This is a genomic window from Pseudomonas sp. K2I15, from assembly GCF_002204795.1.
Taxonomy (GTDB): domain Bacteria; phylum Pseudomonadota; class Gammaproteobacteria; order Pseudomonadales; family Pseudomonadaceae; genus Aquipseudomonas.
This window is the reverse complement of sequence record NZ_NIXO01000009.1, coordinates 104,865-119,702: the sequence shown is the minus strand read 5'-3', so window position 1 is coordinate 119,702 and position 14,838 is coordinate 104,865. Positions and strand designations below refer to the sequence as shown.

The following is a 14,838-nucleotide window of genomic DNA, read 5'->3' as shown; positions in this document are numbered from 1 at the left end:
CCCCCGGAAATCGGGAGCCCGGAGAGATTGGCATCAGCGGGATGGAAGGTTTGGGGTAGGGATCGCCCTACACGGGTGGCGGTCACAGAACAGTGAGGCCGCTACAGGTGGCAGGAATGGGCTTGCCGGGCGCGCGCGGTGGTCGCAAATAGATATGCCGTTATAAAAGCTTGTGTTCCATGGCGTACTTCACCAGATCCGCCAGGGAGGTGATATTGAGCTTTTGCATCAGCCGCGCCTTGTGGGTGCTGATGGTTTTGCTGCTCAACGCCAACTGCTGGGCGATGTCGTTGACGTTGGCGCCCTGGGCCAGGCGCTCGAACACCGAGAACTCGCGCTCCGACAACAGCGAGTGCAGCGGCCGGGAGTCGGTGAGGCCGACTTCAAAGACCATTCGGTCTGCCAGGTCCGGGTCGATATAGCGCCCACCCGCCGCAACCTTGCGAATGGCGGTCAGCAGCAGGGCCGGGTCACTGTCCTTGGTGGCATAGCCGGCAGCACCGACCTTCAGCGCACGGGCGGCCATTTGCGCTTCGTCGTGCATCGACAGCACCAGGATCGCCGGTGGATTGTTCAGCGCACGAATCCGCGGAATGGCTTCCAGGCCATTGACCCCGGGCATCGAGATGTCCAGCAACACCACTTCGCAGGGCACGTGACGAAGGGTTTCCAGCAACTGCTCGCCATTGCTCGCCTCGCCCACCACCAGCAGGTCCTTGGCCAGGCCGATCAGTTGCTTGATGCCCTCGCGAACGATGGTGTGGTCTTCGGCTACCAGTACACGGATCACTGTGGATGTCCTCTTCTTTTGGTTATCAATCCAGCGGCACCGTCACACTCAGGGTGGTGCCCTCGCCCAATTCGCTGTCCAGGCTCAGTTGCCCGCCCATGATCAACACCCGCTCGCGCATGCCCACCAGGCCAAACGACACCGGGCGCCCGGGGGCCTGGACAAAACCTGCGCCATCGTCGCTGATGGTCAGCCGCAAGTGCGTGCCCTCCACCACCAGCGTCAGCTCTACAGTATGCGCCTGGGCATGGCGCATCACATTGGTCAGCGCCTCCTGCAGGATGCGGAACAGGCCGATGGCCTTGGCGTCGCTCAGCGCCGGCAGGTTATCCGGCACCTGCACCAGGCAGGGAATCTGGGTGCGGGCTTCGAAACGCCGGGCCTGCCATTCAATCGCCGAGGCAATCCCGGCATCGAGAATCGGCGGGCGCAGGGCAGTGGCCACGTCGCGCACCAGTTGGAACAGCTGGGAGATCAGGCGCTTCATGCTGTTCAGCCGCTCGTGCAGGCCGGGATCGAGTTGCGCGTAGCTCAGCTCGCACATCGAGGTTTCCAGCTTGAGTACGGTGAGCATCTGCCCCAACTCGTCGTGCACTTCGCGGGCGATGCGCGCCTTCTCTTCCTCACGCACGGTTTCCAGGTGGGCGGACAATTCCCGCAGTTGCGCGCGGGAGGCGTCCAACTCCAGCTCGATGCGCTTGCTCTCGCTGATGTCCCAGACAATCCCGTCCCAGACCACGGCGCCGTCTTCCAGGCGCCGGGTCACGGCCTTGATATCGGCCCAGCGCTGCTCGCCCTGGCGGGTGAGGATGCGGCCCTGCCAGGCCCAGTTGCTCTCGGTCTCGATGGCCTGGTCCTGGGTGCGGTGATAACTGGCGCGATCATCGGGGTGCACCAGGCTGCGAATGCCCATGGCCGGATGGCTGAGCACTTCCGGGGCGTAACCCACCAGCCCCTCGCTGCCCTGGCTGATATACGCGAACTCGATCGCCTCGCTGCGCGGCAAGCGCTCCAGGCGAAACACCAGCCCCGGCACGTTGGCCGCGATCCCTTGCAGGCGCGCTTCACTTTCCTGCAAGGCCGCCAGGGCCCGGCGACGCTCGGTGACGTCGTTGAGGTAGACCACCAGGTATTCGCCGTCGGCGAAGCGCAGGAAACTCAGGGACACATCGGCCGGCAACACACTGCCATCGGCGCGCAGGCAATTGGTCGCAAAACTCTGCGGCCCGTCTTCGCTGGCGCGGGCGCGTTTCCACAGGTTAAGCCAGCGGTCCATGGTCAGCGTCGGATCAAACTCGATCAGCGGGCGTTCGATCAGCGCGCCGGGGGCGTAGCCGAGCATGGTTTCTGCCGCCAGGTTGGCGTAGCGCACATGGCTGTCCCAATTGACCCACAGGATGCCGACAGTGCTTTGGTCGATAGAGAACTGGGTCAGGCGCAAGGCTTCAGCACCGGCGGCGCGGGCGGCGCTTTCTTCCCGGGCGGCCAGCAGGTTGTGTTCCAGGCCTCGTTGCTGGCGGCGCTGCCAGAACACCACCGCCAGACTGGCCAATAAGAAAAGGACCAGAAGCAACGTGAGGTTTTGCCAGAAGCCGGGAGACTCGGTCACCCGCGGGTATTTGGGTTGCAGCCAACGTGCGTGCAATTGGTCCAGGTCGCGGGCGGGGATGGTACGCAAGGCGCTTTGCATGATGTCGGCCAGCTGCGGCCAATCGCGCCGCGTCGCCACCCGCAGCAATTGCGGCAGGCCGATATCGCCCACCACGGCGAGGCCGGCGAACTCGGTTTCGCCAGACAAGCGGCTCAATTGCGCCTCGTCCACCACCGCATACCGTGCCTGTTGGCTCACCAGCAGTTGCAGGGCCTGGCGTTCCATGGGCACGCCTTGCAGGTTGAGGCTCGGGTAGGTGCTGCGCAGATAATCGGCCACCGCGCTGGGCATGCGCACGGCGACGCGGGATTGGTCGTCGAGTTTTTCCAGGTCTACCGACGTGCCGCCGTCGCGGACCCCGACGATATGCTGCGGCACGCGCATGTACGGGTCGGAGAAAAGCCACAGCCGCAGGCCGGCCGGGGTTTGTTGCAGCCCCGGGGCGAGGTCGACCTCGCCATCACGCACCGCCGCTTCCAGCTGTTCCTGATTGGGGAAGTTGCGCCAGGTCAGCTCGATGTTCAGCGCCTTGGCCAGCCATTGCATCAACTCGACGTTGGCCCCGGACAGCCGCTGCAAACGTCGATCGTATTGGGCATACGGCGCCTGCAACACCAGTCCGACCCGCAGGTCTGGGTGCTGGCCCAGCCATTCACGCTGGCCGGCGTCGAGCTGCGCCTGGTGAACGGCAGGCGCAGGCACCGCACCCGCAATCAAGGGAAAGCATAAACAGCCGATAAACAGCAGGTAGCGAAAACCCATGATCCACGTCTCATATCACTGACAAATACTGACCAACCCATTAGGCTGCCGGAATCACTTCTGGCCGGAAATCAACGATGCCACTTTCCCACCGCTCGGCACTGCCAGCATTGTGCCTGTCGCTGCTGTTTACCAGCGCCTTTTGTGTCGAGGCCGCCGACACTCCCGCTCCCGCCCCGGAAAAGCCCGTGGTGCGCCAGCCCTTGCCCGAGCGCAGCCAGGAAGAAGCCAACGCTCTGGAGCGACAAATCCCGCAGCAGGAACAGCAACAGTTGCAGGCGGGCAGCGATTCCTTCCTCGCCCTGTGGAAGCCGGCCAACAGTGGCGAACCTGAAGGCGTGGTGATTATCGTCCCTGGCAACGGCGAAAGTGCTGACTGGCCTCAAGCAATCGCCCCATTGCGCAAAAAATTACCGGACGCAGCCTGGGGCACCCTGAGTTTGTCGCTGCCGGACCTGACCCTGGACACGCTGCCGCCACGCGTCATCGAGTCGCCCAAGGCGGCCGTGGACACCAGCAGCAAAGATGCCAGCACCGTCGCCAAACCCGTGGAGCAAGCCGCCAGCGCTGAAGCTGAAGGCACCGATCCGGCCGTGGTCCCAGGCGCCGATGAACAAGACAAGACTGACGCCTCGCGAATTTTCGCGCGCATTGATGCCGCCCTCGCCTTTGCCCAGACCCAGAACGCCCGCAGTATTGTGCTGCTCGGCCACGGCACCGGCGCCTGGTGGGCGGCGCGTTACCTGAGTGAAAAACAACCGGCGCAGGTGCAGAAATTCGTCATGGTCGCCGCGCAAACGCCAGCAGGCCGTGAACCGGACCTGCAACAACTGGCACCGAAACTGAAGCTGGCGACGGCCGACGTCTTCTATCAGGACAACGCCCAGGCACGCAAAACGGCCCAGGAGCGTTCCCAGGCCAGCAAGCGTTTGAAGAATGACAACTACAAGCAGGTGTCCCTGAAGGCCTTCCCCGACAACAGCCCGGCCGGACAAGAACAACTGTACCGACGCATTCGCGGTTGGTTGAGCCCGCAAGCCACCGGAAACTGATCGTAAATTTCAAAAATACCGAAGAACAAAATGTGGGAGCGGGCTTGCTCGCGAATGCGGTGTATCAGCTACTCATGAGCTGGCAGACACCCCGCATTCGCGAGCAAGCCCGCTCCCACAGTTGATCCGGTGTACACAGTAAACGAGTAGCGCTTCCTGCATCCGCTAGCGAAAATCCCGTCGCTCACGAATCAGCGCATACGCGTTGTGCAGCTCGCGGGTGCGTTCGGTTGCGTCGCGCACTTGCGCGGGGCTGGCGCCACTGCCGGCAATTTTGTCCGGGTGGTGGCGGCTGAGCAGGCGCCGGTAAGCACGCTTGATCACTGACGGTTCTGTGGTCGAGGTCACCCCCAAAATCCGCATAGCTTCCTGATAAGCCACGCCACGATTGGCCAACGGCTTGCGCTCAGGCTCGTAGTCAGCCGCCAGCGCCTGGAGCTGCTGGAGCGTCCAGCCCAGCCATTTGCCCCATTGTTCAATCAACTCGCGCTCGGCGGTACTGGCTTTGCCGTCCGCCCAGGCCATGCGCCAACAGGCACGCAGCACACCTTCCGCCGCATGAGGCTGGGCCTTGAGCACGCCCAAATAACTGCGCACCCGGTCCGAGCCGGACTTGCCACGATTGAACGCGGCAATTGCGCGGCGCTGGGCTGGCTCGGCCATGTCCAGCGAGCGCATTTCCTGGCGCGCCTGCTGGATATGCCCGTCCACCACCCGGCCGTTGCTCTTGGCCAGGCGGCCAAGCAACACAAACAGCAATTCGTCATTGCGCAGCGCTGCCCGACCACCAAGGCGTTCGCGCAGTTGCGCCCAGCTTTGCAGCTCCAGGCGCCGGTCCAGCGCCTGCCCCAGCAGTGCGCCCAATATGGCCCCCGGAATGCTGGCAATGGCAAAGCCCGCCCCGGCTCCAATCAGAGTCCCTGGCCACAACATCCTAGTGCCCCGCTGTCAGCAGGGTTTCGACTTGCGCCAGGCGCTCCAGCGTCCCGACATCGATCCAGCGTCCACTCATGTGCTCCCCCGTCACCAACCCTTTGGCCATGGCGTCACGCAACAGCGGCGCCAGCTTGAAGGCACCCGCGCTGCAACCCGCGAACAACTTCGGGTCAAGCACGGAAATGCCACTGAAGGTCAGGTTATCGGCACCAGGAGCGGCATCATGAAGCGCACCGTCCTTTAGGTAGAAGTCACCGCCGGACGGGTGATGCGCCGGGTTGTCGACCATCACCAGGTGGGCCAGCCCGCCCAGCGGCCGGTCGAGGCTGGCGAAATCGTAGTCGGTCCAGATATCGCCATTGACCACCAGGAACGGTTCGTCCCCCAGCAACGGCAACGCCTTGAAAATCCCGCCGCCGGTTTCCAGCGGCTCGCCTTCGGCCGAGTACTGGATGCGTACACCGAACTGCGAACCGTCACCCAGGTAGCCTTCAATCTGCTGGCCGAGCCAGGCATGGTTGATGACGATATCGCTGAAGCCGGCTTTCGCCAGTGCCTCAAGGTGGTACTCGATCAGGCGCTTGCCGCCCGCCTGGATCAGCGGCTTGGGCGTGTGCAAGGTGAGTGGACGCATCCGCTCACCTTTGCCAGCGGCCAGGATCATGGCCTTCATACGGTCGCCTCGGGGCGCAGGCTCGTCAGCAATTCACCCAGTTCGCGCAACTCTGGCCGGTCTGCGAGTACCGCCTCTATATAAGCAAAGAAGCGCGGCACGTCGGCCAGGTAGCGTGGCTTGCCGTCGCGATGGCAGATGCGCGCGAAAATACCGATCACCTTCAGGTGACGCTGCACGCCCATCAGGTCGCTGGCCCGCAGGAATTCCTCGAAGTCCGCCTGCACCGGGATGCCCAACGCGCCGGCACGCTCCCAATAGCCGCGCTGCCATTCCCGCACACGCGCCTTCGGCCAACTGAGGAACGCATCCTTGAACAAGCAGGTGATGTCGTAGGTCACCGGGCCGTAGACCGCATCCTGAAAGTCCAGCACGCCGGGGTTCGGCTCGCTGATCATCAGGTTGCGCGGCATGTAGTCGCGGTGCACCAATACCTTGGGCTGGGCCAGGGCGCTGTCGATCAGGTGTTCGCTGACGCGCTGCCACAGGGCAAGTTGCCGGGTGTCGAACTCGATGCCCAACTCACGGCGAACGTACCATTCAGGAAACAATTCCAGCTCGCGACGTAACAGCGCGACGTCATAGCTGGGCAACGGCGCCTCCATCGGCAACTGTTGAAAAGCCAGCAACGCGTCGATGGCGTCGGCGAACAATTGATCGGCATTTTGCTCGTCAATCACGTCCAGATAGGTTTTTTTCCCCAGGTCGCTAAGCAAAAGAAAGCCGCGAAGCAGATCTTGCGCATAAATTTTCGGAACATTTATTCCCGATTGATCGAGTAAATGAGCGATATCGACGAAAGGTTTGCAGTTTTCCTGGGGTGGCGGAGCGTCCATTACGACAAAACTGCGACCTCCTCCGTCCCACCGAAAGTAACGCCTGAAACTCGCGTCACTGCTGGCCGCGGTCAACGTGGCCGGGGGTACGACACCCCAGCCCTGGTCGGTAAAAAGGCTGGGCAATTGTTCATCAAGCCAGACTTTCAGCTGTTGCAAACGTAGATCTTGGTCGGGCATTACAAGGGTCTCCGACGGCGCTAGCCGTCAAGCGGGTCATGCTTTATTATCACGCATCTTTTTCAGACCATCGAGAGGCGTGCGGCCCACACCGCGGGCAGATGGCACGCAGGAAGCCCGGACTAATAAGATGGCATTGAAATCCCCCGCGTTTCGTAGAAAATTTCCGTTGCTGGTAACCGGCAGTCTGCTGGCCATGCAACCTTTCGCCACCTCATTCGTGGTCGCCGCGGAACAGTATGACTGCTCAGTCTCTGCTTCGGGTGCCTGGGATTGCGCGCCGAAGACGGCCGCAGCCCCGCTGCCACCGCGCCCGGTGCATGACGGCAGTGCTGTCAGCTCCGCCAGTGGCACGCCGCAAGGCGAGTCTGCCGGCAGTGCCGAGGCCGCGCCGCAGACCGCACTGGTCACCGAAGCCAAGGGCCGGGGCCTGCGTTCGCGCAGCGCCGACTACAGCCACCTGGACTGGGTCCCTCGCGAGAAGCTCACCGCCGCACAACTGGCCGAAACCGGCCCGTATTGCTCCGGCGCGTACATCGAGCCGATCCGTCCTGGCATGAACGACAAGACGAACAAGAGCGACGCGCCGACCTTCATCGGTGCCAAGGCCTCTCGTTACGAGCAGGAACAACAAGTCGCGTCCCTGGCCGGTGACGTCGTCATGCGCCAGGGCAGCATGCAAGTCGAGGCCGACGAGGCCAACCTGTACCAGGCCGAGAACCGTGGCGAGCTGAACGGCAACGTTCGTCTGCGCGACAACGGTGCGCTGCTGGTGGGCGACCACGCTGAAGTCCAACTGGACACCGGCGCCGCCAAGGTCGACAACGCCGAATACGTGATCCACAAATCGCGCATCCGCGGCAACGCGCTGTACGCCAAGCGTGCCGAGAACGCGATCATCCGTCTCAAGGACGGTACGTACACCACCTGTGAGCCGAACAGCAACGCCTGGCAGCTCAAGGGCAACAACATCACGCTCAACCCGGCCACCGGTTTCGGTACCGCGACCAACGTGACGTTGCGAGTGAAGGACATTCCGATCCTTTACACCCCGTACATCTATTTCCCGATCGACAACCGTCGTCAATCCGGCTTCCTGCCGCCGAGCTTCAGCACCGGTGGCGAAACCGGCTTCACCCTGGTTACGCCGTACTACTTCAACCTGGCGCCGAACTACGATGCCACGTTGTACCCGCAATACATGACCAAGCGCGGCATGTTGATGGAAGGCGAATTCCGCTACCTCACCAAGTCCAGCGAAGGCCAGTTTGGCGGCGCGTATCTGAACGACGACAGCAGCGAGCGCAAGCTCCAGACCGATTACGAAAAAACCCGCTACATGCTCAACTGGCAGCACAAGGGCGGCCTGGATTCGCGTGTACTGACCCAGGTCGACTACACCACGATCAGCGATCCTTACTACTTCCAGGACTTGAAGTCCTATCAGGAAGGCGTGAAGAGCAACGACTACGTGAACCAGCAAGGTTCCGTGACGTATCGCGGCGATAGCTACCAGGCGCGGTTGAACCTGCAGGCATACCAGCTGGCGACGATCTCCCAGATCACGCCGTATGACCGTCTGCCGCAGATCACCTTCAATGGTCAGCTGCCGTACCATCCGGGCGGGTTGAATTTCTCTTATGAGACTGAAGCCGTGCGCTTTGATCGGGACTTGGAGAACGGCAACTTCACCGATGAGAACGGTCTGGTATCGCCTCGTCTCGACACCTACGTAACCGGCCTGACCCGTGCCAACGGTACTCGCCTGAACGCCGCGCCAGCCGTCGAATATCCGATGAACTGGACCTACGGCTTCGTTACGCCGAAGTTGAAGTACGTCTATACCAAGTACGATCTTGATTTGGACAGCACCGGCAAGAATCAGATTATCGCAGCGCAAGCAGCGGCAACTGCAGCCAACCCTTATGCCGGTGGCACCTTCAAAAGCTCACAAGACCGCGCAATACCGGTCGCCAGCGTAGACAGCGGCCTGTACTTCGACCGCAACACCAACTTGTTCGGCAAAGACTACCGTCAAACGCTGGAACCTCGTGCCTACTACCTGTATGTGCCGAACAAGGACCAGAGCGATATCCCGGTATTCGACACCAGTGAGTACTCGTTCAGCTATGCGTCGCTGTTCCGCGACAACCGCTTCAGCGGCTCCGACCGTATCGGCGACGAGAACAAACTTTCCCTGGGCGTGACCAGCCGCTGGATCGAAGAAAACGGCTTCGAACGTCAACGCATCAGCGTCGGTGAGGCCGTGTACTTCAAGAATCGCGAAGTTCAACTGCCAGGTATCCTGGCCTCCGACCGTGCTGACGCACAGTCGGATGTTTCGCCGATCGCCCTGGACTACGAGTTCCGCTTCAACCGCGACTGGCGCGCCACTGCCGACTACAACTGGGACCCGGAAAGCCACAGCCCACGCTCCGGCAGCGCGATGTTCCACTACCAGCCGGAAGACAACCCGAACAAGGTTATCAACGTCGGCTACCGCTATCGCAACGACCAGGTGGTCTACAACCAGCTAACCGGCAAATGGCAGTTCGGTGGCGACTATGGCACGCCGGGCACCGACAACTTCGTGAAGGATTACTACAAAATCCAGCAACACGACTTCTCGATGATGTGGCCGATCGTTCCGCAGTGGAACCTGATCACCCGCTGGCAGTATGACTATGCCCGCAACCGTACCCTGGAAGCCTTTGGTGGTTTCGAGTACGACAACTGCTGCTGGAAACTGCGCGTCATCAACCGTTACTGGGTTTCCAACGACGAATACAGCCAGATCGCCCCGCTGAACGAAAAGGGTGACCACGGGCTCTTCCTCCAGATCGTCCTTAAAGGACTCGGCGGCCTGACCGGCGCCAAGGTAGAGAGCTTCCTCGACAAAGGCATTGAAGGTTATCGTGAACGTGAAGACCAAGCTTTCTGATTGTCTGCGCCCGCTGATGCTGGGCGCGCTGTTCCTGGGTACTGCCGCAGCTCACGCTGCGGTTCAACCGCTGGACAAGGTAGTGGCCATCGTCGATAACGACGTGATCATGCAGAGCCAACTGGACCAACGGGTCAAGGAAGTTCAGCAAACCATCGCCAAGCGTGGCGGTGGCGTACCGCCTACCAGCGTGCTGGACCAGCAGGTGCTTGAACGCCTGATCGTTGAAAACCTGCAATTGCAGATCGGCGATCGTTCCGGCATCCGTATCAGCGACGAAGAATTGAACCAGGCTGTCGGCACCATTGCCCAGCGCAACAACATGAGTGTTGATCAGTTCCGCGCCGCCCTGGCTCACGACGGCCTGTCCTATGAGGACGCCCGTGACCAGATTCGCCGTGAAATGATCATCAGCCGTGTGCGCCAGCGCCGTGTGGCCGAGCGGGTTCAGGTGTCCGAGCAGGAAGTGAAGAACTTCCTCGCCTCCGACCTTGGCAAGATGCAGCTTTCCGAAGAACTGCACCTGGCCAATATCCTGATTCCTACGCCAGACAGCGCCAACGCTGAACAGCTCAACGCTGCCGCAGCGAAAACCCAGGCTGTGTATGACCGGCTCAAGCAAGGCGCTGACTTTGCTCAGATGGCCATTGCCCAGTCCGGCAGCGACAACGCCCTCGAAGGTGGTGACATGGGCTGGCGTAAAGCCGCCCAACTGCCACCACCGTTCGACCGCGAGCTGAGCGCCATGGAAGTGGGCGGCATCACCCAGCCGGCCCGTACTCCAGGCGGTTTCATCATTCTCAAGTTGCTCGGCAAGCGCGGCGGCGAAGAAGCTCAGATGAAGGACGAAGTTCACGTTCGTCACATTCTGGTCAAGCCTAGCGAGATCCGTACCGAAGCCCAAACCAAGGAACTGGCGCAGAAGCTCTATGACCGCATCGAGGCGGGCGAAGACTTTGGCGAACTGGCGAAGAGCTATTCCGAAGACCCGGGTTCGGCGCTTAACGGCGGCGATCTGAACTGGATCGACCCGAAAGCACTGGTTCCAGAGTTCCAGGACGTCATGGCCAAGACCCCGCAAGGCGTACTGTCCAAGCCGTTCAAGACCCAATACGGCTGGCATGTGCTGGAAGTCCTTGGCCGTCGTGCCACTGACAACACTGCCCAGGCCCGTGAGCAACAAGCCCTGACCGTACTGCGTAACCGTAAATACGACGAAGAGCTGCAAACCTGGTTGCGTCAGATCCGTGACGAAGCCTACGTAGAGAACAAGCTTCCTGGCGCCGACCAAACAGGCACCGACCAGGCAGCCCAGTGAAACCCAAGCGTTTCGCATTGACACCCGGCGAGCCGGCCGGCATTGGTCCTGACCTGTGCCTGCTACTCGCCTCGCAACCCCAGCCACACCCCCTGATTGCCATTACCAGCCGCGACCTGCTCCTTGAGCGGGCCGCGCAACTGGGTGTGGTTGTCGATCTGCTGTCGGTGGGCCCGGGCAACTGGCCTGATCTGCCAGCACCGGCCAACAGCCTGTACGTGTGGGACACCCCACTGCCGGCCAAGGTCGTTGCAGGGCAACTGAACAAGGCCAATGCAGCCTTCGTCCTGGAAACACTGACGCGGGCCGGCCAAGGCTGCATCGACGGGCATTTCGCCGGGATGATCACCGCGCCCGTGCACAAGGGCGTGATCAACGAATCGGGAATTGCCTTTTCCGGCCATACCGAATTCCTCGCCGAGCTGACCCACACCGCACAAGTGGTCATGATGCTGGCGACAGGTGACCTGCGGGTGGCGCTGGTGACCACTCACCTGCCCCTGCGCGAGATTGCCGACGCCATTACCCCCGAGCGCCTGGAACGTGTAACACGCATCCTGCACGCCGACCTGCAGCAGAAATTCGGCATCGCCCAACCACGCATCCTGGTCTGCGGGCTCAACCCCCACGCCGGTGAAGGTGGCCATTTGGGCCATGAAGAAATCGACATCATCGAACCAACCCTGGAGCGTCTGCGCCTTGAAGGCATGGACCTGCGCGGCCCATTGCCCGCCGACACTCTGTTTACCCCCAAATATCTGGAGCACTGCGACGCAGTGCTGGCGATGTACCATGACCAGGGGCTGCCCGTGCTGAAGTACAAAGGCTTCGGCGCCGCAGTCAACGTGACACTGGGCCTGCCGATCATCCGCACCTCCGTCGACCATGGCACCGCCCTGGACCTCGCCGGCAGCGGCAAGATTGATACCGGCAGCCTGCACGTGGCCCTGGAAACCGCCTATCAGATGGCCGAGACCCGTATATGACTGAGCATTACCAACACCGGGCGCGCAAGCGCTTCGGGCAAAACTTCCTGCACGACGCTGGCGTGATCGATCGCATCCTGCGCTCCATCCATGCCAAATCTTCCGACCGCCTGCTGGAAATCGGCCCGGGCCAGGGCGCACTGACCCAAGGCCTGCTGAACAGCGGCGGCCAACTGGACGTGGTTGAGTTGGACAAGGACCTGATCCCGATCCTCAACCAGCAGTTCGCCGGCATGCCCAACTTCAACCTGCACCAGGGCGATGCGCTGAAGTTCGACTTCACCAGCCTCAATGCAGCGCCCAACAGCCTGCGCGTGGTCGGCAACTTGCCGTACAACATCTCCACGCCGCTGATTTTTCACCTGCTGAACAACGCCGGCATCATCCGCGACATGCACTTCATGCTGCAAAAGGAAGTGGTCGAGCGCCTGGCAGCGGGTCCTGGCGGCGGTGACTGGGGTCGCCTGTCGATCATGGTTCAGTACCATTGCCGGGTTGAGCACCTGTTTAACGTCGGCCCTGGTGCGTTCAACCCACCGCCGAAGGTCGACTCGGCCATCGTGCGCCTGGTGCCGCATGCAGTGTTGCCGCACCCGGCCAAAGATCACAAATTGCTGGAGCGCGTGGTACGCGAAGCGTTCAACCAACGCCGCAAGACCCTGCGAAATACGCTGAAGGCGTTGCTCAGCAATGCTGAAATCGAAGCTGCCGGCGTCGACGGCAGCCTGCGCCCCGAGCAGCTGGACCTGGCTGCCTTTGTGCGCCTGGCTGATCAGCTCGCCATTCAGCCAACGCCTGCGGCCGAATAAAGCGGAGTCGGGCACAGCCAGACAGCATGTCTGGCCTAGTGCCCACCACTTGGCCTAGACTGACCGGCATCCGCTGTTCCCCCGCTTTTGCTTTTAAGGCCTCTTGCATGTCCGATCCTCGTTATCAGATCGACGTCAGCGTCGTCACCCGCTTTCTGGCGGAACAATCGCAACCCGAGCAGAACCGTTTTGCGTTCGCCTACACCATCACTGTGCAAAACAACGGTGAACTGCCTGCCAAGCTGCTGTCGCGCCACTGGGTCATCACCGACGGTGACGGCCAGGTCGAGGAAGTACGTGGCGCCGGCGTGGTCGGCCAACAGCCGCTGATCGCCCCCGGCAAGAGCCACACCTACAGCAGCGGTACCGTCATGACCTCCCGCGTCGGCAACATGCAAGGCAGCTACCAGATGCTCGCCGACGACGGCAAACACTTCGACGCCATCATCGCTCCCTTCCGCCTCGCGGTACCCGGAGCCCTGCACTGATGGCGACGTACGCCGTCGGCGACCTGCAAGGCTGCCTGGAACCGCTCAAGTGCCTGCTCGACCGCGTGGCCTTCGACCCGGTCAAGGATCGCCTGTGGCTGGTAGGCGATCTGGTCAACCGTGGCCCGCAATCCCTGAAAACCCTGCGCTTCCTTTATGGCATGCGCGACTCCCTGGTGTGCGTGCTGGGCAACCATGACCTGCACCTGCTGGCGGCCGGCAATAACATCGAGCGTCTGAAAAAGGGCGATACCCTACGGGAAATCCTCGAGGCGCCAGACCGTGCTGAGCTGCTTGACTGGCTGCGCCGGCAAAAAATCATGCACTACGACGAGAGCCGCGACATCGCGCTGGTGCATGCCGGCATTCCACCCCAGTGGACGCTGAAGAAAGCCCTCAAGTGTGCAAGCGAAGTCGAAGCCGCCCTGGCCGATGACACCCTGTATACCGCCTACCTGGATGGCATGTACGGCAACGAGCCCGTGAAATGGGACAACGAACTCACCGGCGTCGCCCGCTTGCGGGTGATCACCAACTACTTCACCCGCATGCGCTTCTGCACCGCCGAAGGCAAGCTGGACCTCAAGAGCAAGGAAGGCGCCGACACCGCGCTGCCCGGCTACAAGCCCTGGTTCGCCCACAAGGAGCGCAAGACCCGTGAAACGAAGATCATCTTCGGTCACTGGGCAGCCCTGGAAGGCAAATGTGATGAACCGGGTGTGTTCGCCCTCGACACCGGTTGCGTGTGGGGCGGCGCCATGACCCTGATGAACATCGACACCGGCGAGCGCTCGAGCTGCCAGTGCGAGTCGCCCATTCCCGAACAACTGCAGGCCACGGCAAAGCGCTGAGCCGCGCTTTCATACAGGCCAAAGGAGCCCGCCATGACTGAATTCAAACGTATCCCTCCCGAACAAGCCCAGGCCCTGCGCGAGCAAGGCGCCGTGGTTGTCGACATCCGTGACCAGCCGACCTACATCGCCGGCCACATCAGTGGTGCCCAGCATCTGGACAACCACAACATCGCCGATTTCATCCGCGCCGCCGACCTCGACGCACCGGTGATTGTGGCTTGCTACCACGGCAACTCGAGCCAAAGCGCGGCGGCCTATCTGGTGAGCCAGGGCTTCAGCGATGTCTATAGCCTCGACGGTGGCTTTGAGCTATGGCGTACGACGTATCCTGCAGAAATTGCCGCAGGCGACGCGCAATAATTTTTTTCAAACCCCGCTATCCCGCGTGACGCTTGGCCTCGCGCCGTTTCTGACGAACGGCGCAGCCAAACTAATTACGTATCGCGCCTTGACCTCCCTAATTCCGAACTATCCTTAAGCGCAGGCCATCCAAAACAGGGGAGAGCCGGTACACCGGCGTGCGGGTCATCGGTAGCGTTTCAGGGTGTTCTGGGGGGAAAAC

General features: G+C 61.7%; 13 protein-coding genes. 8 read left to right on the top strand and 5 right to left on the bottom strand.

What is annotated here, in order from left to right; translation table 11 throughout:
• Window positions 1-160 precede the first annotated feature (160 nt).
• Window positions 161-790 (bottom strand): response regulator transcription factor, encoded by a 630-nt coding sequence (locus tag CEC48_RS08730; RefSeq protein WP_060541622.1) that lies wholly within the window; start codon window positions 788-790, stop codon window positions 161-163.
• A gap of 25 nt (window positions 791-815) precedes the next feature.
• The gene (locus CEC48_RS08725; protein WP_088423368.1) at window positions 816-3,203 is read right to left on the bottom strand and encodes a PAS domain S-box protein; all 2,388 of its coding nucleotides are present in this window, start codon (window positions 3,201-3,203) and stop codon (window positions 816-818) included.
• Window positions 3,204-3,280: 77 nt separating this feature from the next.
• Between CEC48_RS08725 and CEC48_RS08720 the strand changes: the two genes are divergently transcribed.
• Window positions 3,281-4,255, top strand: coding sequence for an alpha/beta hydrolase family protein (locus CEC48_RS08720; protein ID WP_088423367.1), 975 nt, complete (start codon window positions 3,281-3,283; stop codon window positions 4,253-4,255).
• A 165-nt stretch (window positions 4,256-4,420) separates the two neighbouring features.
• Here CEC48_RS08720 and CEC48_RS08715 read toward each other — a convergent pair whose 3' ends face one another.
• The 3 genes from CEC48_RS08715 to CEC48_RS08705 are packed head-to-tail and all read right to left on the bottom strand — an operon-like array spanning window position 4,421 to window position 6,880.
• A complete protein-coding gene (locus CEC48_RS08715) occupies window positions 4,421-5,188 on the bottom strand; it encodes a TerB family tellurite resistance protein (RefSeq protein WP_088423366.1) in 768 nt (255 codons plus the stop codon).
• A gap of 1 nt (window position 5,189) precedes the next feature.
• A complete protein-coding gene (gene murU, locus CEC48_RS08710) occupies window positions 5,190-5,864 on the bottom strand; it encodes an N-acetylmuramate alpha-1-phosphate uridylyltransferase MurU (protein WP_088423365.1) in 675 nt (224 codons plus the stop codon).
• Complete coding sequence (locus CEC48_RS08705; RefSeq protein ID WP_088423364.1) at window positions 5,861-6,880, bottom strand: aminoglycoside phosphotransferase family protein; 1,020 nt, start codon at window positions 6,878-6,880, stop codon at window positions 5,861-5,863. Before CEC48_RS08705 ends, murU begins: the two co-directional genes overlap by 4 nt.
• Before the next feature lie 130 nt (window positions 6,881-7,010).
• On the opposite strand from CEC48_RS08705, the gene CEC48_RS08700 reads away from it, so the two are divergent.
• The 7 genes from CEC48_RS08700 to glpE all read left to right on the top strand — a co-directional run bounded on the left by CEC48_RS08700 (window position 7,011) and on the right by glpE (window position 14,636).
• The gene (locus tag CEC48_RS08700) at window positions 7,011-9,821 is read left to right on the top strand and encodes an LPS-assembly protein LptD (RefSeq protein ID WP_088423363.1); all 2,811 of its coding nucleotides are present in this window, start codon (window positions 7,011-7,013) and stop codon (window positions 9,819-9,821) included.
• Window positions 9,802-11,139 carry a peptidylprolyl isomerase gene (locus tag CEC48_RS08695; protein WP_371917750.1) on the top strand — a complete coding sequence of 446 codons (1,338 nt, stop codon included), beginning with the start codon at window positions 9,802-9,804 and terminating at the stop codon, window positions 11,137-11,139. The genes CEC48_RS08700 and CEC48_RS08695 overlap by 20 nt, the downstream gene beginning before the upstream one ends.
• Window positions 11,136-12,125, top strand: coding sequence for a 4-hydroxythreonine-4-phosphate dehydrogenase PdxA (gene pdxA, locus CEC48_RS08690; protein WP_088423361.1), 990 nt, complete (start codon window positions 11,136-11,138; stop codon window positions 12,123-12,125). Before CEC48_RS08695 ends, pdxA begins: the two co-directional genes overlap by 4 nt.
• The gene (gene rsmA / locus CEC48_RS08685; RefSeq protein ID WP_088423360.1) at window positions 12,122-12,934 is read left to right on the top strand and encodes a 16S rRNA (adenine(1518)-N(6)/adenine(1519)-N(6))-dimethyltransferase RsmA; all 813 of its coding nucleotides are present in this window, start codon (window positions 12,122-12,124) and stop codon (window positions 12,932-12,934) included. The genes pdxA and rsmA overlap by 4 nt, the downstream gene beginning before the upstream one ends.
• A 107-nt stretch (window positions 12,935-13,041) precedes the next feature.
• On the top strand, window positions 13,042-13,422 hold the full coding sequence (apaG, locus tag CEC48_RS08680) for a Co2+/Mg2+ efflux protein ApaG (RefSeq protein WP_003210996.1): 381 nt from the start codon (window positions 13,042-13,044) through the stop codon (window positions 13,420-13,422).
• Entirely contained in the window at window positions 13,422-14,273 is an 852-nt protein-coding gene (locus CEC48_RS08675) for a symmetrical bis(5'-nucleosyl)-tetraphosphatase (protein ID WP_088423359.1), read from the top strand. The genes apaG and CEC48_RS08675 overlap by 1 nt, the downstream gene beginning before the upstream one ends.
• A 33-nt stretch (window positions 14,274-14,306) precedes the next feature.
• Window positions 14,307-14,636, top strand: coding sequence for a thiosulfate sulfurtransferase GlpE (glpE, locus tag CEC48_RS08670; RefSeq protein WP_088423358.1), 330 nt, complete (start codon window positions 14,307-14,309; stop codon window positions 14,634-14,636).
• Window positions 14,637-14,838 lie beyond the last annotated feature (202 nt).

Excerpts from the sequence above, each read along its gene's own strand:
- CEC48_RS08720 (WP_088423367.1), top strand. The coding sequence starts at position 3,281 with ATGCCACTTTCCCACCGCTCGGCACTGCCAGCATTGTGCCTGTCGCTG.
- CEC48_RS08715 (WP_088423366.1), bottom strand. The coding sequence starts at position 5,188 with ATGTTGTGGCCAGGGACTCTGATTGGAGCCGGGGCGGGCTTTGCCATT.
- CEC48_RS08725 (WP_088423368.1), bottom strand. The coding sequence starts at position 3,203 with ATGGGTTTTCGCTACCTGCTGTTTATCGGCTGTTTATGCTTTCCCTTG.
- glpE (WP_088423358.1), top strand. The coding sequence starts at position 14,307 with ATGACTGAATTCAAACGTATCCCTCCCGAACAAGCCCAGGCCCTGCGC.
- CEC48_RS08705 (WP_088423364.1), bottom strand. The coding sequence starts at position 6,880 with ATGCCCGACCAAGATCTACGTTTGCAACAGCTGAAAGTCTGGCTTGAT.
- apaG (WP_003210996.1), top strand. The coding sequence starts at position 13,042 with ATGTCCGATCCTCGTTATCAGATCGACGTCAGCGTCGTCACCCGCTTT.
- CEC48_RS08700 (WP_088423363.1), top strand. The coding sequence starts at position 7,011 with ATGGCATTGAAATCCCCCGCGTTTCGTAGAAAATTTCCGTTGCTGGTA.
- murU (WP_088423365.1), bottom strand. The coding sequence starts at position 5,864 with ATGAAGGCCATGATCCTGGCCGCTGGCAAAGGTGAGCGGATGCGTCCA.
- rsmA (WP_088423360.1), top strand. The coding sequence starts at position 12,122 with ATGACTGAGCATTACCAACACCGGGCGCGCAAGCGCTTCGGGCAAAAC.
- CEC48_RS08675 (WP_088423359.1), top strand. The coding sequence starts at position 13,422 with ATGGCGACGTACGCCGTCGGCGACCTGCAAGGCTGCCTGGAACCGCTC.